This window comes from Woeseia oceani (genome assembly GCF_001677435.1).
GTDB lineage: Bacteria > Pseudomonadota > Gammaproteobacteria > Steroidobacterales > Woeseiaceae > Woeseia > Woeseia oceani.
The window spans coordinates 2308919-2330566 of the sequence record NZ_CP016268.1; the positions used below are offsets into that span (position 1 = coordinate 2308919).

Here is a 21648-nt window from a genome sequence, read left to right on the forward strand (position 1 = left end):
CAGGAATATAGCACACAGCAAATGCTATTCACTGTGCGCACCCTGCCGGAATCCGCAAATAGGCCACTTGACAGGTCAGGGGCGAACACGGCGTTCAACTCCGGTACCGTCGAGGATGCGACTGCTAATTTCTTCAATTGAGAATTCGGTTGTATCCACATACGGAATATTGTGGCGTTTGAAGATTTTTTCCGCCTCACGCACTTCGTAACCAACCTGTTGCGTTGACGAGTACCTTCCCAGCGGGCGTCGTTCCTTGCGAATCTGGCGCAGTCGCGTCGGCGCGATAGTCAGCCCGAACAGCTTTTGCTTCATTTTGAGCAGAATATCCGGAAGCTCACCGCGATCGAATTCTTCGTCGGTCAACGGGAAATTCGCGGCGTATACGCCGTACTGCAAAGCCAGGTAGAGGCACGTTGGAGTCTTACCTGATCGCGACACACCCACCAGAATAACGTCCGCCTTGTCGTAGTTTCTGGATATACCGCCGTCATCATTCGCGAGGGCGAAGTTGGTTGCTTCGATTCGACGCATATACCCTTCTATATCGCTCATGCCGTGGGCTCGACCGGCCATATGCGTCGATTTCTGCTGCAACTCCTTTTCCAGCGGCTCCAGGAAGACATCGAATATGTCCAGATGCAGTCCTTCTGCCTCGCGGATGACCGCACGGAAGTCATCCTGAACCATCGTCGAGAAGATAATTGGCCGCAAAGCGCTATCTTTTGCCGCCAGATTAATCTTTCGTACCGCCTCCCGTGCCTTGTCAAGGGTATCGATAAATGGCAAAGTCACCTGCCGAAATTTCTGGCCGTCGAATTGTGTCAAAAGGCTGTGACCGAGGGTTTCTGCGGTTACGCCGGTCTGATCCGACAAAAAGAATACAGCTCGCTCACTCATAGGTAGTCAGTCCCGATCATTTGCCGTCACCCGCTGTACGGCTTGCTTGTGATATCCATGATTGATTGTGCACGTCCTAAGCGTTAACACAAGGGAGTCAGGTTTGGAGCCTTACGTCATCAAGCTGGATCAGCTTGGCATGCAACACGTAGAAGTCGTCGGTGGCAAGAATGCCTCGCTCGGCGAAATGATCAGTAATCTCAGCGAACTCGGTGTTTCAGTACCGGGCGGTTTTGCCACTACCGCCAGCGCCTACCGGGACTTTCTCGGCAATAACGGCCTTGATCGGCGGATCTCTGAACTGCTTCGCGAGCTTGACGTCGACAACATCGACGCATTAACAGACGCTGGTCGAACCATACGTAGCTGGATTATCGACGAACCGCTGCCAGACACTCTCACCGCCCAGATTGAAACAGCGTGGGACGAGATGTCCGGCGGCAAAGACATTGCCGTTGCCGTCAGGTCGTCCGCCACTGCCGAGGACCTGCCCGACGCATCGTTTGCCGGTCAGCAGGAAACGTTCCTGAATGTCCGCGGCAAAGAGCACCTGTTCAATGCCATACACCAGGTTTACGCCTCCCTGTACAACGACCGCGCCATCGCGTACCGGGTACACCAGGGTTTCGAACACGACATCGTTGCCTTGTCCGTTGGCGTCCAGTACATGGTGCGCAGCGATATAGGCTCCGCCGGCGTAATTTTCACTCTCGATACCGAATCCGGGTTTCGTGACGCCGTTTTCGTTACATCTTCTTACGGCCTCGGCGAAACTGTTGTGCAAGGCGCAGTTAACCCCGACGAGTTTTACGTCTACAAACCAGCGTTAGCCGACAATCGCTTTCCGATATTGCGAAAGAATCTTGGTGCGAAAGCTATCAAGATGATCTACAGCAACGACCCGACGCCCGGCAAGACCGTTGATACCGTCGACGTGGACGACGCGGATGCACAGAAGTTTTCTCTGACTGACGACGACATCATCGAACTGGCTCGCATGGCGGTTACGATCGAAAACCATTACCAGCGGCCGATGGACATCGAATGGGGCAAAGATGGCAGTGACGGCAAGCTGTACATCCTGCAGGCCAGACCAGAGACCGTGCAAAGTCGTAGCGGCCAGTCGATTCGCCGATACATACTCAAGAGCCAATCCAACGTCATCTGCGCCGGTCGAAGCATCGGCCAGAAGATTGGCGTAGGCACAGCAAAAGTCATACGTGACGTCAGTGAGATGAATCGCATCCAGCCCGGCGACGTGCTGGTATCCGACATGACCGACCCCGATTGGGAGCCGGTAATGAAACGTGCCTCGGCGATCGTGACCAACCGCGGTGGCCGCACCTGTCACGCTGCAATTATTGCGCGTGAACTGGGTATACCGGCTGTTGTCGGTTGCGGTGATGCGACGAAACTGATCGAAGACGGCACACCCGTGACGGTGAGTTGTGCCGAAGGCGATGAAGGCTACGTGTATGACGGCCTGCTTGAATTCGAAGAACGCGAAATCGCATTGGATTCACTGCCGGAAATCCCCGTCAAAATCATGATGAACGTTGGCAATCCGGACCGCGCGTTCGATTTTGCATCCATACCGCATCGCGGTGTCGGCCTCGCACGGCTGGAGTTCATTATCAATCGCATGATTGGCGTGCACCCGAATGCCCTGCTTGAATACGATGCGCTGGATGCCGACACCAGGGAACTCGTTGACGGCCAAATGGCGGGATACCCAGACCCGATCAATTTCTTCATCGATAAACTCGCCGAAGGTGTCAGCACCATTGCGGCGGCGTTTGCACCCGAACCGGTAATCGTCCGCATGTCGGATTTCAAGTCGAACGAGTACGCCAACCTGATTGGCGGCGAGAAATACGAACCGGACGAAGAAAACCCCATGCTTGGCTTCAGAGGCGCGGCGCGTTATGTATCCGAGGCGTTCCGCCCTTGCTTCGATCTCGAGTGTGCCGCACTACGAAAAGTACGTGACGAGATGGGCCTGACCAATGTCGAGATCATGATCCCGTTTGTGCGTACTGTCGCTCAGGCGAAACAAGTCATCGACATCATGGCGGAGAACGGACTGAAGCGCGGTGAAAATGGCCTGCGTGTCATCATGATGTCAGAACTCCCGACCAACGCTCTGCTCGCTGACAAATACCTCGATCATTTCGACGGCATGTCAATTGGCTCGAACGACATGACCCAACTGACCCTCGGACTGGACCGCGACTCCGGACTGATTGCCGACCTGTTCGACGAACGTGATGAAGCGGTCAAGATCATGCTCGAAATGACGATCAAGGCCTGCCGCAAGCGTGGCAAGTACGTTGGCATTTGCGGTCAAGGCCCATCGGATCACCCGGACCTTGCGTTGTGGTTACTGGAACAAGGCATCGAATCGATGTCGTTGAACCCGGACAGCGTGATAGAAACCTGGATGTCCCTGGCAGGTGAGAAAATCTGACCATTCACCGCGTTTCTACGCGGCTCGGACAAAAAAAAACCCGCTCCCGGAAACGGGGCGGGTTTTTTTGTTCTGAGCTAGCCTACAGGCGATCGTAACGCGAGCGACGTTGCCAGCGAACCCGTGGCAACCAGATGCCCAGGATGATACCCGCAATCAATACGGCCGCCCCGGTCAAGAACCAATTGCGGTTTTGCTGGCTACGCAGGTTCTGATTCTCCTGCTGCAAGGTATCCGCGCGAATCTCTGTGTCGGTCAACTTCTCCTGCAGCCGCTGGTTCTGGCTGTCGATTGCCAGCACATCGGCCGCCGTTCGTTTGATCGTATCCAGCTCGCTCTGCAGTGCCTGCTTTTCCCGCTCGAGCGTTTCGATGCGCTGATTGGCAGCCTGATGTTGGCCGCGTATCGCATTAAGCTGCTCACTGAGGCCACTGCCAGCGGACTTTGCATCCGTCAGCTGGCCGGTCAGCTGCTGCAGCTGCTCGCGCGCCGCGGGCTCACTCATGAGGTAACGCGTCAACACCCAGCCTTCGGTACCGCCCGACGTTCTGACTCGCGAATATCCGCTGGCCGCGTCACGTTCGATGACTTCCAGCTGAGTGCCACTGTCCACCATCAACTGGATGGCGTTACTGGTGCTGGGCCCGGTTCGCAGCATGACCTCGAAGCGGTCGCTAACCCACATAGGCTCGGCCACAGCCAGGCTCGTCAGCAGCAGGCTACAAAGTAGCGTGTACGCCGGAATTTTTGTGATTCTGTACATCAGGATAAATAGCTCACATTGCAGTCCGCCGAGTATAAGACATTAGCCGCCGCTGTCAGTCAAATTCTCTTTGAATACGGCGGCTTAAGCGATCAGGCACTGCCGGCGACTGTCGCCATTTTGCGCCACACTGCGATGAAGTTATTGGCCGGCATGGCGTACAGTGCCGTTCGTTGCAATTGTGCCAACGCTGCCAGCTCGTCGAGGTACTCGAGATCCCGGATACCCATCGCCGAATCCCGCTGTTTAAGCGACGTGTCGAACTGCTCGTTGCTGTCACTGGTAAATTCGCCATCGATGCGGAACGGACCGTACAGGCAAAACGGCGCTCCCTCAGGCAGCAATCGACCCACCAGCGCGAACAGCGCGACAACCGCCTGGATACTCATGATGTGTGCGGTGTTAGCGGAGAAGATGCCATCATACGCTCCGTCCGGATCTTCATCGTGCAACACGTCCAGTGCCAGTGGCTCCCCAATGTTGTCGCGTGCAACGCTATTCAATCGGTTGCTGATGTTCGCAAGGTTCTCTTCACGGTCGCTGGTTTGCCAGCGCAACGTGGGCAAGTGCTCAGCAAAATAGACGGCGTGCTGCCCGGTTCCGGAACCAATTTCGAGTACGTTCCGGCAATCACGCAATTCCTGCTTCAGGACCTCAAGAATCGGTTCCCGATTGCGCGACGTCGCCGGCGCATCTGCCAGCCTTGTCATGAATGACCTGCCAACACGTTCTGATCAAACAACGTGCTCCGGTATGCCGCAAGCTCCGCGATCGAATCCCGGATGTCCGCCATGGCTCGATGTTCCGTTGATTTAAGCGGAGCGATAGCGGCGCCAGGCGCCCATAGCTGGGCAAGAATTTTGAGCGTACTGACGTCGAGGTTGCGGTAATGAAAATACGCTTCAAGTTGTGGCATCTCGCGAGCCATGAAACGCCGGTCCTGGCAGATGCTGTTGCCACACATCGGCGACTTGCCGGGCAAGACATGCTGCGCAAGAAACGCGATAGTCGCTTGCTCTGCTTCTTCCAGCGTTAACGAACTGTTCAGAACGCGATCCGTCAGACCCGAATTTCCGTGCTGCCGCGTATTCCATTCATCCATCGCAGCCATCACCGACTTCGGCTGCCGTATGGCCAGAGCCGGCCCTTCGGCAATTTCATTCAAGTGCCGGTCAGTGACGATAGTCGCAATCTCGATGATGTGGTCGCGTTGGGTATCCAAGCCGGTCATTTCCAGATCTATCCAGATCAGGTTGTCGGCGGCAGGCTGCAATTCAGGTTCGTCCATCCTGTCCTCTTTCGTCGCTGGTTTCCGGTCGGCAGTGTCGCATGGCCAGTGCCCGCGGTTCCAGCCCGTCACCTGCCACGCAGTTCGTGCATGCCTACCCGACGCACGGCATACTTCCGCGCTATGCGAGAAATAAACCCCAACACCGCCAGCGCCGCGCTGTGAGCAAACGGCACGAAGCTGTCGTCATTGCGACCTTCGGGCGACGCATGAATTTGCGCATTTTGGCGGATGGCACGACAGTACGAGCGCGAATCAAGGGCCGTGACCTGAAGCCGGTCTGCGGAGACCGGGTGCTCGCCGAAACCATTGAAAACGAACCCGACTTGCTCATCGTCGAAATATTGCCTCGTGACAACGAGCTGACGAGGCCTAATATGCGCGGCAAGACGGAAATCCTCGCCGCGAACATCGACTTCGTTGCCGTCGCCTGCGCCGCCGTGCCACGCCCGGACTGGTACATCGTTGATCGCTATCTGTGTGCCGCTGAACTGATGCGCGTCAAAGCCGCCATCGTGTTTAACAAAGTTGACGACGGCAGTGCCGAGCCTGAAGCCGCCGAGGAGCTGGCCGTGTATCGCGCGCTCGACTACGACACGGTTGTCTGCAGCGCAAAAACCGAACGCAATATGGATGCACTGGAATCCATACTCGAACAACACGTTGCCATCATTGTGGGTCAATCCGGGGTCGGTAAATCCAGCCTGATCAATGTGCTTACTCAGGGCGAACAACGAACGGCCGCCGTATCGACGGCGAAAGGCGGCGAAGGCCGGCACACCACGGTGAACTCGGTAATGCTCGCGCAGCCACGCGGTGGCTACGTGGTCGATTCGCCGGGCGTGCGCGACTACGCACCCGCTATCGCCGAGCCTGCCGAAGTTGAGTTCGGCTTCCGGGAAATTCATGGCCGCAGCGAGCACTGCCGCTTCGCCAATTGTCGCCACCGTCATGAACCCGGCTGCGCGGTTAAAGCCGCACTGGAATCCGGCGATATCAGCGAACGGCGTTACGAGAGCTACAAGCGAATGCTATTGCTTACCGAACAGCAAGGACGCGGTCGCTACTGATTAGCCGGGTGGCCAGCTGAATGCCCTGCCACCCAACATGTGCAGGTGTATGTGAAAAACACTTTGCCCGGCGCCTTCCCCACAGTTCATCGCCACACGATAACCTGACTCAAGCAGGCCTTCTGACACGGCCAGTTCTTTAGCAGCCAGAAACAGCGCTCCGACTATGGCAGCGTCTTCGTCCTGCAAGTCATTAATAGTGGAAATATGTTTCCGCGGGATGATCAGGATATGGGTCGGCGCTTGCGGATGGATATCGCGAAACGCAATGAGTAAGTCGTTCTGATATACGATTTCGGCATCAATTTCGCCGCGTTCTATGCGACAAAACAAGCATTCGCTGTCGGACATAACTGGACTCCTTGGCTTACCGGCTCTGGCCGCTACAGGGCTCGCCGGCCGAAAAATGCGTGTGACAATGTGCCGCCATCGACGTACTCAAGCTCGCCGCCGAGCGGCACGCCGTGCGCAATCCGGCTTGCCTGTATCCCGCGCTGTGCGGCAAGCCCTGCCAGAAAATGCGAGGTGGCATCGCCCTCAACCGTGGGGTTCGTGGCGATGATCATTTCCTTGGTTTCATTTTCCCCAAGCAACTTTTCAAGCGCACTGGCACCGAGCTCTTCCGGGCCAATTCCGTCCAGCGGCGACAAATGCCCCATCAGTACGAAATAAAGACCGCGATAGCCGGTCGCATCCTCGATGGCCATGACGTCGGCCGGAGATTCCACAACGCATAACAAGCTGCGATCGCGACTACCGGCCGAACAAATACTGCAAAGCTCAGTCTCGCTGAACATCCTGCAGCGCTGGCAATGGCCAATACCGGCCGCTGCCTCAGCGAGAGCCGTTGCCAGCAAGTTCGCGCCGTCGCGATTCCGCTCAAGCAAATGAAACGCAATGCGCTGCGCTGACTTACGCCCGACGCCCGGCATGCAACAGAGCGCATCAATCAGGCGAACCAGTAACGGGGAATAGGACACTGCGGATCAGAACGGCAGTTTCATGCCCGGCGGCAGTTGCAGGCCGGACGCCATGCCGGAAAACTTTTCCGCTACCGTCGTCTCTACACGCCGTACGGCATCGTTGAAAGCGGCAACGATCAGGTCTTCGAGCATGTCTTTGTCTTCGCCAAGCAGCGAATCGTCGATCTTGATGCCCTGCACTTCGTGCTTGCAGCTCATGCGAATCTGCACCATGCCAGCGCCGGATTCGCCCGTGACCATTTCCTTGCCCATTTCGGCTTGCGCCTTCTGCATCTCTTCCTGCATTTTCTGCGCCTGCTTCATGAGCTGGCCAATACCACCTTTCATTCAATGCTCCTGGTTTGCTGGGTGTCACGGCTGACTATTTCGACGGAGTCCGGGTTCAATGTTGCGCCGAACATGTCCTGCAATGCTTTTACATTGGGGTCAGCTTCCAGCGACTGCCGGGCCGCCTCCAATTGCTCGTCCGCAATCCGCGCCTCCGCTTGCACGGGTGTCTCAACCGCATTGTTGCCGATTTCTATTTCTACTCGCAGTTCTTCGCCGAACTTTTGCGTCAGTGCATTCGCGATCGTGTCCTTGCGCAACGGCGTCAGCATGGCTTCAGAACGTTTGTCGAGCGTCAGATGCACGGTATTACCTTCCCGACGCAAGTAGCCACAATTGCTGGCCAGCATGCGAGCGGCACCGTTCAGGCCCAGCGTTGTTATCAGCACTGACCAGTCCGGTTCCTGCCACTTGCTGCTGGTCTCCGCCGGCCGTGACGGCGGCGCAGCCGGCGCCGATGCGGCCCCGCTGACAGATGCCTTCTTCGCCGCGGTCGCTTTGACCACAGCCGGACGCCGCTGGCCACCAGCAGCCGAGGGAGGCGCACTGCCTGGCCTGAACGCCAGCATGCGCAACAACGTCATTTCCGCGCCGCTGCGTGGGTCCGGCGACAGATGCAGATCGCGACGACCGATGATCGCAATCTGGTAATAAAGCTGAACGTCTTCGGCCGCGATTCTTGCGGCGAAATCCGCAAGCTGGGCTTCGTCCAGTTCATCGTGCAGGTCACTGACTCCGGTTACCTGATAGACCGCGATGCGTTGCAAAGTGCGCGCCAGATCGTCCAGCAAACTGGCGTAATCCGGGAATTGTTCGTCTATCTCGGCAACCGCTTGCAACAGTCCGGCCGCATCACCATCCGCGAGCAGGGCCAACAGCCGCGCCACGTGTTCCCGATCGATTGTGCCCAGCATCGCCGCCACGGACGCGCCCTCGACAGCGCCGCCACAATAAGCAATTGCCTGATCCATCAGGCTCAAGGCATCCCGCAAGCTGCCGTCAGCCGCGCGGGCGATCAACGCCTGCGAGTCAGCATCGCATTCCAGCCCTTCCTCCTTGCAGATGTAGTCAAGGCGATCGCGGATGAGCTTTGGCGTCAATCGTTTGAGATTGAACTGCAGGCAACGTGACAACACGGTGACCGGCAACTTTTGAGGATCGGTAGTTGCCAGCAGGAATTTCACGTGCGGTGGCGGCTCTTCCAGGGTCTTGAGCAAGGCATTGAACGAGCTCTTGGACAACATGTGCACTTCGTCGATCAAATACACCTTGAAACGTCCGCGAGCAGGCGCGTACTGCACGTTGTCCAGCAAGTCGCGGGTATCGTCCACTTTGGTCTTGGAGGCGGCATCGACCTCGATCAGGTCCACGAAGCGCCCTTCGTCGATCTCGCGGCAGGCGCTGCACTCGCCACACGGGTCGGCCGTCAGGCCCTTTTCACAGTTCAGGCATTTGGCGAGGATCCGCGCAATGGTGGTTTTACCAACACCACGGGTACCGGCGAACAAATAGGCGTGATGCAGGCGTTCGGCTTCCAGCGCGTTCGACAGCGCGCGCAGGACGTGGGTTTGCCCGACAGTGTCGGTGAAATTCTTTGGTCGCCACTTTCGAGCGAGAACCAGATAACTCATACGCCAGCCATTTGGGTGCCTGATTCGGCAGGATTCAGTGCAGAGCGACCAGTGTAACCATTGGCGCGAGCGTAACAAGCCGCATTTGGTCAATCGCCGGTAGCTGTAAATGAGTGGTCCGCGCCAGCCGCTCCCCGGCACCCGGCTGCACCGCTGCCGCTGCTCCCTTCCGGGCCTGACGGAGTTCACGGCTGACCGTCGCGAGGTAGCCGACGCGGACCGGGCGGGATTATCACCTTGGAAGACGCTCGTTACAATGCATGCAGCCCGATACTGACCAATCCTGCAGAAACGCGTGTCCTGTATCGCTCAGCCGCTCAAATTGGCATGGTCTGCACCGTAACAGGTTGATATCCTCCCACACCGCGAGGGCTATCGTACGCCGCGCCACACCCATCAGGAGAGCACTATGCCCAAAATGCCGGAATTCGCTACCGCCGATCCGTTCCATGGCATGACCGCCGACTCGCCAGGTGTGGTGCAAAATCTGCTGGCAGGTGCGTGGAGCAATGCGAGCGCCGTTCGCGAGGACATCGTGGACCCGATGAACGGTGCTGCCTTTCTGCGGGTCCCTGATACACAGGATTACGCCGGGTACATCGACTCGTTGCGCCAGTGTCCGAAAACCGGCTTGCACAACCCGCATTCGAAACCGGATCGCTACCTCATGCTCGGCCGTGTTTGCGCGCGGGCGGCGGCGCTGATGGCCGAGCCCGAGGTGCAGGATTACTTCACCCGGCTCATTCAGCGTGTCATGCCCAAGAGTTGGGCCCAGTGCCAGGGTGAAGTGGTCGTCACGCGCGTTTTCCTCGAAGATTTTGCCGGTGACGGCGTGCGCTTTCTCGGCCGCGGTTTTTCCAATCCCGGCGATCACGATGGCCAGGAATCCCGCGGCTATCGCTGGCCGTTCGGCCCCGTCGCGGTGGTCGCGCCGTTCAACTTCCCGCTCGAAATTCCGGCGCTGCAAGCCATGGGCGCCTTGTTCATGGGTAACAAGCCACTCGTCAAGGTTGACTCCAAAGTCAGTACCGTATTCGAACAATTCCTGCGGATGCTGATCCACTGCGGATTGCCGGCAACGGACGTGGATCTCATTCATTGTCCCGGCCAACAAATGGGAAATCTCATCCACGATGCACGCGATGTTCTGCGTCTGGTGCAATTCACCGGGTCGAGCAGCATCGCCGAACACCTCGCGCACGAATTGAATGGCCGCGTCCGGCTGGAAGACGCCGGCTTTGACTGGAAAGTGATCGGTCCCGACTACGCTCCGGAGTGGCTTGACTACGTAGCGTGGCAGTCCGACCAGGATGCCTACAACGCCACCGGCCAGAAATGTTCCGCACAAAGCCTGTTGTTCGTGCACCAGAACTGGCGCGCGGATTTGCTGCCGAAACTGGCGGAACTGGCAGCGCGCCGCTCACTGGACGACCTGACGCTGGGCCCGGTACTGAGCTGGAGCAGTGATCGTATGCAAGCGCATGTCACCGCCGTGTCAGCATTGCCGGGGGCAAAATTGCTGTTCGGCGGCAAGCCGCTCACCGGTCACCACATACCGGCCTGCTACGGCACCCTGCAGCCGACAGCCGTGGAAGTGCCGTTGGCGGCCCTTGCCGGCGAACACTTCGAACTCGCGACAACCGAATTGTTCGGCCCGTTCCAGGTTGTAGTCAGCTATGACGACGACGATCTGCCGACAGTACTCGGTGTTCTGGAACGTATCTCACACCACCTGACCGCCGCCGTCGTCAGCAACGACGTAGCCTTCCAGAAAACCGTACTGGGCGCGACCGTCAATGGCACGACGTATTGCGGCATGCGGGCGCGCACCACGGGCGCACCGCAGAATCACTGGTTCGGGCCCTGCGGCGATCCGCGCGCGGCCGGCATCGGCACTGCAGAAGCGATACGCGCTACCTGGAGTGGCCATCGAGAAATCATCATGGACCAGGGGCCGTTGCCGGCCGACTGGACTATTCCTGCTTCAGCCTGAGGTCAAGCACATTCCTACTATCGACAGTAAGTTGCCGGACGTCGGTACCACGATTTTCGCGGTAATGACACAGCTCGCAAATGAACACAATGCAATCAATCTCGCCCAGGGGTTTCCCACCTTTGAACCAGACTCGCGATTGTTGGCACGAATCAGCTACCACCTGCAGAACGGCGCTAATCAGTATGCGCCGATGGCAGGCGTGGACGAGTTGCGCGAGTCTATTGCGGAAAAAGTACAACGCCTGTACGGCCGTAGCGTGGACAGTGACACAGAAATAACCGTCAGCGACGGTGCCACTGAAGGTCTGTTCAGCACAATACTGGCTGTCGTACGACCGGGCGATGAAGTCATTATTTTTGACCCCGCATTCGACTCCTACGCACCGGCGGTCATACTGGCGGGTGGCCAGCCGCGACACCTGCCATTGAGAGAGAGTTCGGCCCGGCCGGGCCAGCACATCGACTATGACCAGTTAAGGGACTCGATCAACGAACGTACCCGCCTGATCATAATCAACTTCCCGCACAATCCCAGCGGCTCGATTCTCAATCGCGGCGATCTGGATACGCTGGCCGAGATCATTCGGGATACCTCGATCTACCTGTTATCGGACGAGGTCTACGAGCACATCGTTTTTGACGGTGAACAGCACTGCAGCGTCCTCACCCACGATGAATTGTGGGAACGAAGCTTTGTCGTTACGTCTTTCGGCAAAACGTATCACGCAACAGGCTGGAAGATCGGTTATTGCATTGCGCCCGCGGCATTGTCCGTTGAGTTTCGTCGGGTTCATCAGTTCGCCTGCTACGCCGTAGTCACGCCGATCCAGCATGCGCTGGCCGACTTCATGCGCGAAGCACCCAATCACTATGCGGAGCTGTCAAGTTTCTATCAGAAGAAGCGCGATCACTTTTGCAACCTGATCAAAGACTCTCGCTTTAAGCACAAACCCGCCGCCGGTACGTTCTTCCAGACGCTCGATTATTCCGGAATTTCGAACGAGAGCGAACTGAGTTATGCACAAAGACTGACTCGCGAGATCGGGGTTGCAGCCATTCCGATTTCCGTATTCTGCAAGGAAGAGCCCGCGAGCCGTGTCTTACGATTCTGTTTTGCAAAAGATGATGCCATGCTCGAGGCAGCCGCCGAACGCCTATGTCGACTCTAGACCTGACAATAATTCAAACGGAGCTGGACTGGCATGATCCGGCAGCCAACCGCGAACGTTTCGCTGCCCGTATCGGTGCGCTTGATACTGAAAGCGACCTGATCGTCCTGCCGGAGATGTTCACGACCGGATTTTCCATGGATGCGCCGGGACAGGCGGAAACGATGGCTGGACCGTCACTGCAGTGGCTCGCTGATCAGGCTGCAAACGCAAACGCGGCGATCTGTGGCAGCCTCATCATTGAAGAAGACGGGCAATACTACAATCGTTTCATATTCATGCAGCCTGACGGAGCGTTTGCACACTACGACAAACGCCACTTGTTTCGGCTGGCCGGCGAAGGCGAGCATTACCAGGCGGGCTCAGCGCTGCCAACGTTCACGCTTAAACAGTGGCGAATTCGACCTATGGTTTGCTACGACCTGCGATTCCCGTTGTGGAGCCGACGACGTCAGGATGACGACTTCGACCTGCTGATTTACGTCGCCAACTGGCCAAGACCCCGGCATCACGCATGGGAGACCTTGCTGCGTGCACGCGCCATTGAGAATCAATGTTACGTTGCCGGCGTCAATCGCATCGGCACGGATGACAATGGACTGCCCTATGCCGGCGGCAGCACGGTGATTGATTACCTCGGCCAGAACATGGTCGATCTGGGTGAGCAAGACGGGTCAGCGCATGCTGCGCTGGATAATGCCGGACTCGTGAAGTTTCGGCAGAAGTTTCCGTTCGCTGCCGACGCGGACCGGTTCACGCTTGAGCGATAGAGTCGCTCACTGCGACAGCTGACACACGCCACTGCAACGTCAACTCCGGGCGTGCGCCGGATCGCGCAACACTTCGAGAAAATGCGCGCCGTAGCGATCCAGCTTGGTCTGCCCTACGCCGCTGATCTCGAGTAAATCGGCCTCGTTCTGTGGCCGGTCAATCAGCATCTGTTGCAGCGTCTTGTCATGAAATATGACGTAAGGCGGTACATCGTGTTCGCTCGCCAGCTTCTGCCGGCAACTGCGCAGCGCATCCCACATGCCGGCGTGCTGCGGCGCGATCGCTGGTCCCGAGCTTGCCGAGGTGCGCACAGTGGCGGGTCGTTTCGGGTCCTCACGAAACTGTACCGTGACTTCGCCACGCAGCAAGCCCCGACTTTGTTCCGTCAGTACCAGCGCGCCGAAGCGTTCGGCATCGGAGCGCAAATAGCCTCGTACGATGAGCTGGCGTATGACCGACCGCCAAACCGTCGCATCAAATTCGCTGCCTATACCGAACACACTTAGCTCCGTATGCCCGTGCTGGCGAACCTTGTCCGTCGTCTTGCCCGCCAACACGTCTATAACGTGCGCCGCACCAAAGCGCTGGCCGGTCCGATACACAGCCGACAACAATTTCTGGGCTGCCTCAGTACCTTCCCAGGTACGCACAGGTGTCAGACAGCCATCGCAGTTCCCGCAATCGTTTTCGGGCTGGTCGCCAAAATACTCCAGTAAAGGCCTACGTCGGCAGCCGGTAACTTCACACCAGCCCAACAATGCGTCGAGTTTCTGCCGTTCGTGACGTTTGAACTCTTCGTTAGCGTCCGAATCATCCAGCATCTGCCGCAAGCGCACCACGTCCTGCAAGCCGTACACCATCCACGCATCTGCGGGTTCGCCATCACGTCCAGCGCGGCCGGTTTCCTGATAGTACGATTCCATGCTTTTCGGCAGATCCAGATGGGCCACGAAACGCACGTCCGGTTTGTCGATACCCATGCCGAACGCGATTGTCGCCACAATGATGACCGCGTCCTCGTTCAAAAACCGGCGTTGATGCTCACTACGCACGTGACTGGCCAGCCCTGCGTGATAAGGCAACGCGTTGTAACCTTGCGCAAACAACCAGTCTGCAGTGCTTTCGGTTTTCTTGCGGGACAGGCAATAGACGATGCCGGCTTCCTTGCGGTGGCCCTGCAAAAACTTCAGGAGCTGCCGTTTTGCATCGGTTTTCGGTTGTACGAGGTAAGAAATGTTGGGCCGGTCAAAGGGACTGACGAATATACCCGGATCGTCGAGCGCCAGTCGTTCCACAATCTCATTGCGGGTGAGTCGTGTTGCTGTGGCTGTCAGTGCCATGCGTGGCACACCCGGAAACAGCGTCTTCAGTTCACCGAGTTGCAGGTACTCCTGCCGGAAATCATGTCCCCATTGCGACACGCAATGGGCTTCGTCAATCGCGATCACCGATAACGGTACTTCACGCAGCAAGGCCCGGGTGCTGCCGTTGGCCAGCCGCTCCGGGGCAACGTAAAGTAACTGCAGTTTGCCGTCGCGCAACTGCCGGACAACGTCACGTTGTTCTTCATCGGTCTGGCTGGAGTTTAAAAAACCCGCCTCGACGCCGGCTTCGTGCAGCGCGGCGACCTGATCCTGCATCAACGCAATCAATGGCGAAACAACGAGGCCAGCCCCTGCACGCAGCAAGGCAGGAATCTGGTAACAAAGCGATTTACCGCCGCCGGTGGGCATAATGACCAACGCGTCCCGGCCTGCGATAACTGACTCAATTACCGCTTCCTGCGCGCCACGAAAGGCGTCATAGCCGAAGACCCGACGCAACGTTTCCTGTGCTGTACTGCTCATTGGTTCTGCAATTGCTCCAACTCATCGCAAACCCGCAGCCAATTAAGCTCCGTGTCCTCCAGCGCCTGAGAGTTCGTGGCCTGCTCATGCAGCAAGCTGTCGAGGGTTGCCTTGTTCTGCCGCTCGTAGAGCGCAGAATCCGATAGCGCCTTTTCAATACGTTCCTTTTGCACCTGCAAATCCTCAAGCTGCCGCTCGTACTTCTGCATACGGTTTCTAAGTGGAGACAGCAACTGTCGTTTCTCGGCATCCCGTTGCTTTTGCGCCTTGCGTTCGGCAGCCGATTGCTGAGCACTGTTGTTGCTCGCCTTGCTGTTACCGTCACGCTGCTGCTGTGCCAGCCATTCCGGGTAATCGTCGAGACTACCGTCGAAGTCTTCAACGCGACCACTGTGCACAAGTAACAGTGTATCGGTTGCAACCCGCAATAAATGCCGGTCATGCGAAACAATCACCATTGCACCATCGAAATCCTGCAACGCGGTGGCGAGTGCCTGGCGCATCTCAAGGTCCAGGTGGTTGGTAGGTTCGTCGAGCAACAACAAGTTTGGACGTTGATACGCTAACAACGCCAACGCGAGCCGCGATTTCTCGCCACCGGAAAATGGCGCTGTATTCATGAAAACGGTATCGCCGGTAAAGCCGAAGCCACCGAGCCAGTTTCGCAACTCCGACTCGCGCGCTTTCGGGTTCAAGAGCTGCAGGTGCTCCAACGGTGAACTGTCCGGTCGCAGCTGTTCGATCTGGTGTTGCGCGAAATAGCCAATCTTGAGATCACGCGCCGCAACGACCTCGCCGCCCTGCGCCTTTATCATTCCTGCCATGAGTTTGATCAGGGTCGATTTGCCAGCACCGTTCTTGCCGAGCAAACCCACCCGATCTCCGGGTCGCAGCGTCAACCGCACGCCTTGCAAAACCCTGGTTGCGCCATAGCCCGCCGCAACCTGCTCCAGGGTCAGCAGTGGTTTCGGGTTTTTCTCGGGGGGCAGGAGTTTGAAATGAAAAGGTGAATCGACGTGCGCAGCAGCGATCATGTCCATGCGCTCCAGAGCCTTCAGGCGGCTCTGCGCCTGTCGCGCCTTCGATGCTTTCGCCCGAAACCGGTCCACAAAGGAACGCATGTGTGCTATTTCGCGTTGTTGTTTCTCGTATTGCGATTGCTGCAATGCCAGTCGTTCGGCCCGCACGCGCTCAAACGCTGTGTAATTGCCTTTGTACAGGAGCGCGTTGCCGTGCTCGATATGCACGACATGTTCGACGACGCTGTCCAGAAAATCCCGGTCATGCGAGATGAGTAGCAACGTGCCCTGGTATTCGCGCAACCAGCCCTCGAGCCAGATAACGGCATCCAGATCCAGATGGTTGGTGGGTTCATCAAGCAATAACAGCGACGAACGGCACATCAATGCGCGTGCCAGATTCAAACGTACCCGCCAGCCGCCGGAGAACTCATTCACCGCGCGCAGTTCCTCGCCCACACCGAAGCCGAGGCCGTGCAGCAAGCGGCCCGCACGGGCACGCGCTGAATAACCATCGATATTTTCCAGGCGGCCGTGCAACAAGGCGAGCTTTTCGCCATCCTTCTCGCCGTCTGTCGCGGCGATGAGGCGCTCAACTTCGCGCAGCTCGGCATCACCATCCAGTACGTATTCAATCGCAGGACGGACATCGTGGGGCGTTTGCTGCGCGACGTGTGCGATCACCCAGTCCGACGGGACCGACACACTGCCGCTGTCTGGGCCGAATTCACCCAGAATCAACGAGAACAGACTCGACTTGCCGCTGCCGTTAGCGCCGGTCAGACCGACTTTGTGGCCCGGGTGAATTTGTAGCGAGGTGTCCTCGAGCAAGAGGCGCACACCGCGCCGTAATGCGAGATGGGTGAACTGCAGCATGGCGGCGATTGTAGCGGTTCTGCGCGCCAGCGCTAGCCGCAATCGGCGTCAGAGCGATCCGCTGGTAAACGTATCGCAGGCGTCCGGATTGCCGGTATCGAATCCGGTTTTGAACCAGCGTTTGCGTTGCGCAGAACTGCCGTGCGTGAAACTGTCCGGCGCGACAGTGCCACGCGATTGACGTTGCAGTCGGTCATCGCCTATCGACGTCGCCGCATTCAGCGCTTCATCCAGGTCACCTTCTTCCAGGATGCCGAACATCTGCTCCGCCCTATTGGCCCACACGCCCGAAAAACAATCCGCTTGCAACTCCAGTCGAACGGACAGTTGATTGACTTCGGCCTGATTGCGTCCCTGTTGTTGCAGCTCGCGGACCCTGCCGGATACGCCCAGCAGGTTCCGCACGTGATAGACAACCTCGTGAGCCACTACATAGGCCTGGGCAAAATCACCGGGGGCACCATAGCGGTGTTGCAATCAGCTGACTTAGAGAGTCATTCTGACGTCAACATAGTAGTAGCGCCCATAGTCACGATGCGCGTCTGCAAAATAGCCAAAGTACCGGTCAGCCAGCGGAGCACGCTCATTGGTCAGGTTATTGATACCAAAGCGGAAACGCGTATTTGTGCCAAACAGGTCAGTGCGATAGTCGAAACTCGTGTTGTAGGTGGTCATGGACGGTATCACCCATTCTTGACCGTCCTGCGTACCCAGGGAACTCTGGTAAAAATCACTCAGGTAGTAAGCCGAGACTCTTGCGGCCATGGCGTCCTTGCTCCAGGACAGGCGAGCATTGAACTTGGTCTCTTGGTTCCCATCCTGGCGCAGCAAGTCACCAAAGCCAGTTGGAGTGGTGAAAGTCTCCGGAAATACACCCGCTGCCGAAGCATCGATCAATTCTTGAGTCGCAGGGCCGGCTGACTGTTCGTACTTGTCATAGAAGGTACCTCTAAGACTCAAGTCCCAGGACCCGAAGGCACTATCCATGCCATAGAACAGACCGATGTCATGACCTTCGACGGTTCGGTTGTCCAGGTTTGCATAGATATCATTGATGGTTGCCATCTCACCGGCCGGGCAAATTCCAGCCGCTGTGTAGAATGGGATGTCTTCGGCATCAACATCCAGGTAGCCGACCGCCGTGTTGCCTCCAAACGTATCGCAGCTGTTCAGGCCATTCTCGATACGGAGTAAGGCATCAAGGAGCGAGTGGTTGGTTTCGCCAAACAAACCGATAGTGTCCTTCTTTTTGATGCTCCAGAAGTCCACCGTCAGTGTCAGGTTGTTAGTGGGCTGCCACACAAAGCCGGCAGACGTGTTGGTAGACTTCTCGGGGATCAGGTTTTCGGCGCCCTGTGCCTGGCGTTGAGTTCCCGTAAAGCAATTGAGTTCTTCTTGAGCCGCATCGAAATCGGGCTGCCCTTCATGCGCTGCTTCCCACGTATCGACGGCATATTGGCAGACATAATTGGTACGGCTGTTAATGCGCACAACCAGGCCCTCGTTGACCGTGATCAGGTTCGGTGCACGGAATGCCTCAGACCAGGAACCGCGGAACAGCAGCTGGTCGATAGGTCGCCAGCCGAAGGACAGTTTACCAACCGTGGTGTCACCAACATCCGACAGGTCCTCGTAACGCACGGCGGCCTGCAAATCTAAACTTTCGAATACGGGTACCGCCATCTCCATGAACAGGGACGTGACACCCCGTTTGCCACTGCTGTCCGACGACGGGCTCGATTGGGCCACGTCGGAGACGTACGGGAACGTGTCGCCATCAACATCGGTAAACTGAATAGTGCCATCCAGTCTGTCGTCACGGTCATCCACGAATGATTCTTCGCGGTACTCGGCGCCAAGCAGAATACCGACCGGACCGGCCGGTAAGTCAAACAACTCGGCATTAGTCATTTTGAAATCGACCATCTTCAGGTCGGTCTTGTTTTTCCGGTATACGGTCACCAGCGCTCGTTCGATATTCGACGGTAAAACGTTGCCGTGGAAAGGGTTATAGGCAGCCGGGGTTGTATCCTCCAGAGCCTCTTGCAACAAGGTGTAGGAAACGCGGTTATGGTTGTTGTCATTACGTTCGGCTCTTGACCATACCAGCGCCGTATCCCAGTCCCAGTCCTGCCAGGCCCCACGAAAACCCTGCAGGAAGCGCCAGGTCGTGTTGTCATTGTCTACAATCCTCGGGACCTCGACAAAGCGGTAATAATCCTCGATCAGGGGTACACCTTCACACGGCACATCAGGGTCATCATCCGGCACAACTCGGTTGTCCGAACCGCAGGGGCCGAATGGGTTGTAGTAGTTGTCTGCGGGAATGACGAACTCGACACCCGTGCTGGTTGAAGCAGGGGAACGGGTCGAATGAGTCTTCGCGCTGTACCAGGACAACTCAGTATAAGCCTCAGTGCCACTGTCAAATTCATGATTAAAGGTCGCGAATACGTTGTAACGGTCCAGTTCTGAAGCCAGGTCACGATCTTCATTCAGGTTATAGCGAACGTTACCTACGCGGCCATCGTCGTGCGTGTACACGCCATCAGGCAGACCACAAACCGCCTCGTTGATTTGCCACGCATCCGCATGCTGGCAATACGAGTCACTCATCGGCACGACCTCGAACTCACCGCCCGAATCGGTGAATCCTGCAGGGTCGGCATTGCCGCCGGTGCGGCTGTCTTCGGCGTCAAACTGCCCGAACCCTGAATTTATTGAATCGTTCCGGAAAGACGTCAAGGAAGCCCACGGGTTATCCTCGTCGAGGAGCCAGCGTTGGTCTGCATTCGCCCAACGCGGATCGTCCTGAGCCCTGACACGGTCGCGGTGGTAGTAATCGGCAAACACGGAAATGTTGCTGCGTCCCTGGTTAAAATCATGCCCCCATTTGATATTGACGCGCTGGTCGTCACGGGGAATATTTTCATACGAATCGAGCCGCGCCCCGATCGTGAGGCCGTCGTAGTCAGTTTGCAGCACCGTGTTTACAACACCGGCTACGGCATCGGCGCCATAGATGGCCGACGCGCCATCACGCAAGACCTCTACTCGCTCTATACCCATAGTCGGAATCGCGTTGGAGTTAACCGTGTTGACCGGCACGAAACTGCCACCCACCAGCTCGGTCTGATAGCCGGCGGCCTGAACCATACGGCGGCCATTCAGTAGAACCAACGTATTGCCGGTGCCCATATTGCGCAGGTTGAACGCGCCGATGTCGCCGCGTACCGAGTTAATGCCGCCGGCCTCAGATTCCGCCTCGGTCTGGAAGTTCTGGCCCTGTTCCGGGATATAGTCCAGCAATTCGTCACCGGAACTGATTCCCATGGCCTCGACATCCTGTTGGCCGAAGACGGATACTGCGAGCGCGTCGGAAATTGCAGCACCCTTGATCTGCGTACCAGTTACAGTGACCTCGTCCAACACTTCATCTTCGGCGTCGTCTTGTTCGGACTGTGTCTGCGCGAGTGCTCTGGGCACACTCACAGTAAGAATCATGAGCATGAGGATTCCCATGCCGGCGCCATGACCAATGCATTTGAAGTTTTCGGACGTAGTCATCTAATTTCCCCCGGTGTTAGCCAAAGCGTGTGTTGCTCGCTTTTTTATTGGCTTGCGAAAATATCTCCCGATTCATGATGGACGCCAGTAATCCAGTCGCATCGCGTATATACCCACAGCCACCAATCATTCTTGCAATGAAACTAGCAGCTCGTCAGAAATTCAGCCAATAGCGTTTCTTGGAAAACGTATAGCCTCTCGTTATAGCGCAGAACAAAATATCAACGAGAAAATGTCAGTGGCTGCCGGTGATTTATTGCTCGCTGGGAAGAGTCAACCTGCTGATACGCAGTAATTTTTCTGCGGAAGCACTGCAGAACTTTTGGATGCTGACGACCATCATTCAGTGGAGTAGCGTATGCGATTCGATAGAGCCGGATTTATAAAATCTGGTCGACGTACAATCTTCGCTGCATACTTCTCTTGCAACAGGAGTTGCAGTTTCTAAGCAAGAGTCGTGGCATCTTCAATATTATCTGACTTCAAAAACGCAGCCGCGCGGAACGGTTCCCATAAGGACTCTGACGATGTTTCAATGTCGATAGCTCCTTAGTGGGAATGACAAATTTTTCGGAGCCGTACTGCTGCTTGGTTGCGGAGTTCGGGCGTGCGTATTCGACTTCTGAATGGGTTGCCCGCGATACCAACTTGCGAACTGTCGATTACCCGAAATTGAAGGGTAGTTGCGTGCAAAGAATATCCATCAGTTTGCCAAAGTGAAATGCTGATTGAATAGGAATCATAGTATGTCGCCTGGCGCCGGCATGCATTGCATCAGGATTTTTTCTGTCCCGGGTATGCGATCAAATGACAACCTGATCCTGAACGCCCGAATTTACCCGAGAGCAAGTTGCGGAGTTTTCAGCAAGTCCTGGGGTTGGCAAGAAAGTCCGCAAGACTAAACGTAAGCTGTCCGGCGTTAGCGAAGCTCGTACCTTGAGAAACTCGGGACTCGCGTTTTATTGCGATAACACT

General features: G+C 56.9%; 16 protein-coding genes, 1 other RNA gene and 1 pseudogene. 5 read left to right on the forward strand and 13 right to left on the reverse strand.

Going from position 1 to position 21648, the window contains the following annotated elements; genetic code table 11:
• Positions 1–75: 75 nt before the first annotated feature.
• Positions 76–900, reverse strand: a complete 825-nt coding sequence (gene ppsR / locus BA177_RS10380) for a posphoenolpyruvate synthetase regulatory kinase/phosphorylase PpsR (RefSeq protein WP_068616009.1) — start codon at positions 898–900, stop codon at positions 76–78.
• A 103-nt stretch (positions 901–1003) separates the two neighbouring features.
• On the opposite strand from ppsR, the gene ppsA reads away from it, so the two are divergent.
• Complete coding sequence (gene ppsA, locus BA177_RS10385) at positions 1004–3367, forward strand: phosphoenolpyruvate synthase (protein ID WP_082990031.1); 2364 nt, start codon at positions 1004–1006, stop codon at positions 3365–3367.
• An 82-nt stretch (positions 3368–3449) separates the two neighbouring features.
• Here the strand turns inward: ppsA and BA177_RS10390 are convergent, their stop codons facing one another.
• The 3 genes from BA177_RS10390 to orn all read right to left on the reverse strand — a co-directional run bounded on the left by BA177_RS10390 (position 3450) and on the right by orn (position 5418).
• Positions 3450–4130 carry a TIGR04211 family SH3 domain-containing protein gene (locus BA177_RS10390; RefSeq protein ID WP_068616012.1) on the reverse strand — a complete coding sequence of 227 codons (681 nt, stop codon included), beginning with the start codon at positions 4128–4130 and terminating at the stop codon, positions 3450–3452.
• A gap of 92 nt (positions 4131–4222) precedes the next feature.
• Positions 4223–4840 carry a DUF938 domain-containing protein gene (locus tag BA177_RS10395; RefSeq protein ID WP_068616014.1) on the reverse strand — a complete coding sequence of 206 codons (618 nt, stop codon included), beginning with the start codon at positions 4838–4840 and terminating at the stop codon, positions 4223–4225.
• Positions 4837–5418, reverse strand: coding sequence for an oligoribonuclease (gene orn / locus BA177_RS10400; protein WP_068616016.1), 582 nt, complete (start codon positions 5416–5418; stop codon positions 4837–4839). Before orn ends, BA177_RS10395 begins: the two co-directional genes overlap by 4 nt.
• A 41-nt stretch (positions 5419–5459) precedes the next feature.
• Between orn and rsgA the strand changes: the two genes are divergently transcribed.
• A complete protein-coding gene (rsgA, locus tag BA177_RS10405; protein ID WP_082990032.1) occupies positions 5460–6488 on the forward strand; it encodes a ribosome small subunit-dependent GTPase A in 1029 nt (342 codons plus the stop codon).
• Here rsgA and BA177_RS10410 read toward each other — a convergent pair whose 3' ends face one another.
• The 5 genes from BA177_RS10410 to ffs all read right to left on the reverse strand — a co-directional run bounded on the left by BA177_RS10410 (position 6489) and on the right by ffs (position 9644).
• Positions 6489–6839: a histidine triad nucleotide-binding protein gene (locus tag BA177_RS10410; protein WP_068616017.1), complete on the reverse strand. Its 351-nt coding sequence runs from the start codon at positions 6837–6839 to the stop codon at positions 6489–6491.
• A 32-nt stretch (positions 6840–6871) separates the two neighbouring features.
• Complete coding sequence (recR, locus tag BA177_RS10415; protein ID WP_068616020.1) at positions 6872–7468, reverse strand: recombination mediator RecR; 597 nt, start codon at positions 7466–7468, stop codon at positions 6872–6874.
• Positions 7469–7474: 6 nt separating this feature from the next.
• Positions 7475–7798, reverse strand: coding sequence for a YbaB/EbfC family nucleoid-associated protein (locus tag BA177_RS10420; protein WP_068616022.1), 324 nt, complete (start codon positions 7796–7798; stop codon positions 7475–7477).
• The gene (dnaX, locus tag BA177_RS10425) at positions 7795–9429 is read right to left on the reverse strand and encodes a DNA polymerase III subunit gamma/tau (RefSeq protein ID WP_068616024.1); all 1635 of its coding nucleotides are present in this window, start codon (positions 9427–9429) and stop codon (positions 7795–7797) included. Before dnaX ends, BA177_RS10420 begins: the two co-directional genes overlap by 4 nt.
• Before the next feature lie 118 nt (positions 9430–9547).
• An RNA gene (gene ffs, locus BA177_RS10430) (signal recognition particle sRNA small type) lies at positions 9548–9644 on the reverse strand.
• 194 nt (positions 9645–9838) lie between these two features.
• Between ffs and BA177_RS18895 the strand changes: the two genes are divergently transcribed.
• The 3 genes from BA177_RS18895 (at position 9839) to BA177_RS10445 (ending at position 13363) form a co-directional block, all read left to right on the forward strand.
• Positions 9839–11422: an aldehyde dehydrogenase family protein gene (locus BA177_RS18895; protein WP_082990033.1), complete on the forward strand. Its 1584-nt coding sequence runs from the start codon at positions 9839–9841 to the stop codon at positions 11420–11422.
• Positions 11423–11486: 64 nt separating this feature from the next.
• Positions 11487–12593 carry a methionine aminotransferase gene (locus BA177_RS10440; protein WP_068616029.1) on the forward strand — a complete coding sequence of 369 codons (1107 nt, stop codon included), beginning with the start codon at positions 11487–11489 and terminating at the stop codon, positions 12591–12593.
• Positions 12581–13363, forward strand: a complete 783-nt coding sequence (locus BA177_RS10445) for an amidohydrolase (protein ID WP_068616031.1) — start codon at positions 12581–12583, stop codon at positions 13361–13363. The genes BA177_RS10440 and BA177_RS10445 overlap by 13 nt, the downstream gene beginning before the upstream one ends.
• Before the next feature lie 39 nt (positions 13364–13402).
• Here BA177_RS10445 and recQ read toward each other — a convergent pair whose 3' ends face one another.
• The 4 genes and pseudogenes from recQ to BA177_RS10465 all read right to left on the reverse strand — a co-directional run bounded on the left by recQ (position 13403) and on the right by BA177_RS10465 (position 20673).
• The gene (gene recQ / locus BA177_RS10450) at positions 13403–15211 is read right to left on the reverse strand and encodes a DNA helicase RecQ (protein WP_068616033.1); all 1809 of its coding nucleotides are present in this window, start codon (positions 15209–15211) and stop codon (positions 13403–13405) included.
• The gene (locus BA177_RS10455; protein WP_068616035.1) at positions 15208–17106 is read right to left on the reverse strand and encodes an ATP-binding cassette domain-containing protein; all 1899 of its coding nucleotides are present in this window, start codon (positions 17104–17106) and stop codon (positions 15208–15210) included. Before BA177_RS10455 ends, recQ begins: the two co-directional genes overlap by 4 nt.
• A gap of 48 nt (positions 17107–17154) precedes the next feature.
• Positions 17155–17583: pseudogene (locus BA177_RS10460) on the reverse strand (neutral zinc metallopeptidase); the annotation flags it as partial.
• A gap of 9 nt (positions 17584–17592) precedes the next feature.
• Positions 17593–20673, reverse strand: coding sequence for a TonB-dependent receptor domain-containing protein (locus BA177_RS10465; RefSeq protein ID WP_197492979.1), 3081 nt, complete (start codon positions 20671–20673; stop codon positions 17593–17595).
• Between the last annotated feature and the right edge of the window lie 975 nt (positions 20674–21648).

Coding starts and splice junctions, on each gene's coding strand:
- BA177_RS10390 (WP_068616012.1), bottom strand. CDS start 4,130: ATGTACAGAATCACAAAAATTCCGGCGTACACGCTACTTTGTAGCCTG.
- BA177_RS10455 (WP_068616035.1), bottom strand. CDS start 17,106: ATGCTGCAGTTCACCCATCTCGCATTACGGCGCGGTGTGCGCCTCTTG.
- BA177_RS10440 (WP_068616029.1), top strand. CDS start 11,487: ATGACACAGCTCGCAAATGAACACAATGCAATCAATCTCGCCCAGGGG.
- BA177_RS10445 (WP_068616031.1), top strand. CDS start 12,581: ATGTCGACTCTAGACCTGACAATAATTCAAACGGAGCTGGACTGGCAT.
- rsgA (WP_082990032.1), top strand. CDS start 5,460: ATGGCCAGTGCCCGCGGTTCCAGCCCGTCACCTGCCACGCAGTTCGTG.
- recQ (WP_068616033.1), bottom strand. CDS start 15,211: ATGAGCAGTACAGCACAGGAAACGTTGCGTCGGGTCTTCGGCTATGAC.
- BA177_RS10395 (WP_068616014.1), bottom strand. CDS start 4,840: ATGACAAGGCTGGCAGATGCGCCGGCGACGTCGCGCAATCGGGAACCG.
- dnaX (WP_068616024.1), bottom strand. CDS start 9,429: ATGAGTTATCTGGTTCTCGCTCGAAAGTGGCGACCAAAGAATTTCACC.
- BA177_RS18895 (WP_082990033.1), top strand. CDS start 9,839: ATGCCCAAAATGCCGGAATTCGCTACCGCCGATCCGTTCCATGGCATG.
- orn (WP_068616016.1), bottom strand. CDS start 5,418: ATGGACGAACCTGAATTGCAGCCTGCCGCCGACAACCTGATCTGGATA.
- BA177_RS10465 (WP_197492979.1), bottom strand. CDS start 20,673: ATGACTACGTCCGAAAACTTCAAATGCATTGGTCATGGCGCCGGCATG.
- ppsR (WP_068616009.1), bottom strand. CDS start 900: ATGAGTGAGCGAGCTGTATTCTTTTTGTCGGATCAGACCGGCGTAACC.
- BA177_RS10420 (WP_068616022.1), bottom strand. CDS start 7,798: ATGAAAGGTGGTATTGGCCAGCTCATGAAGCAGGCGCAGAAAATGCAG.
- BA177_RS10410 (WP_068616017.1), bottom strand. CDS start 6,839: ATGTCCGACAGCGAATGCTTGTTTTGTCGCATAGAACGCGGCGAAATT.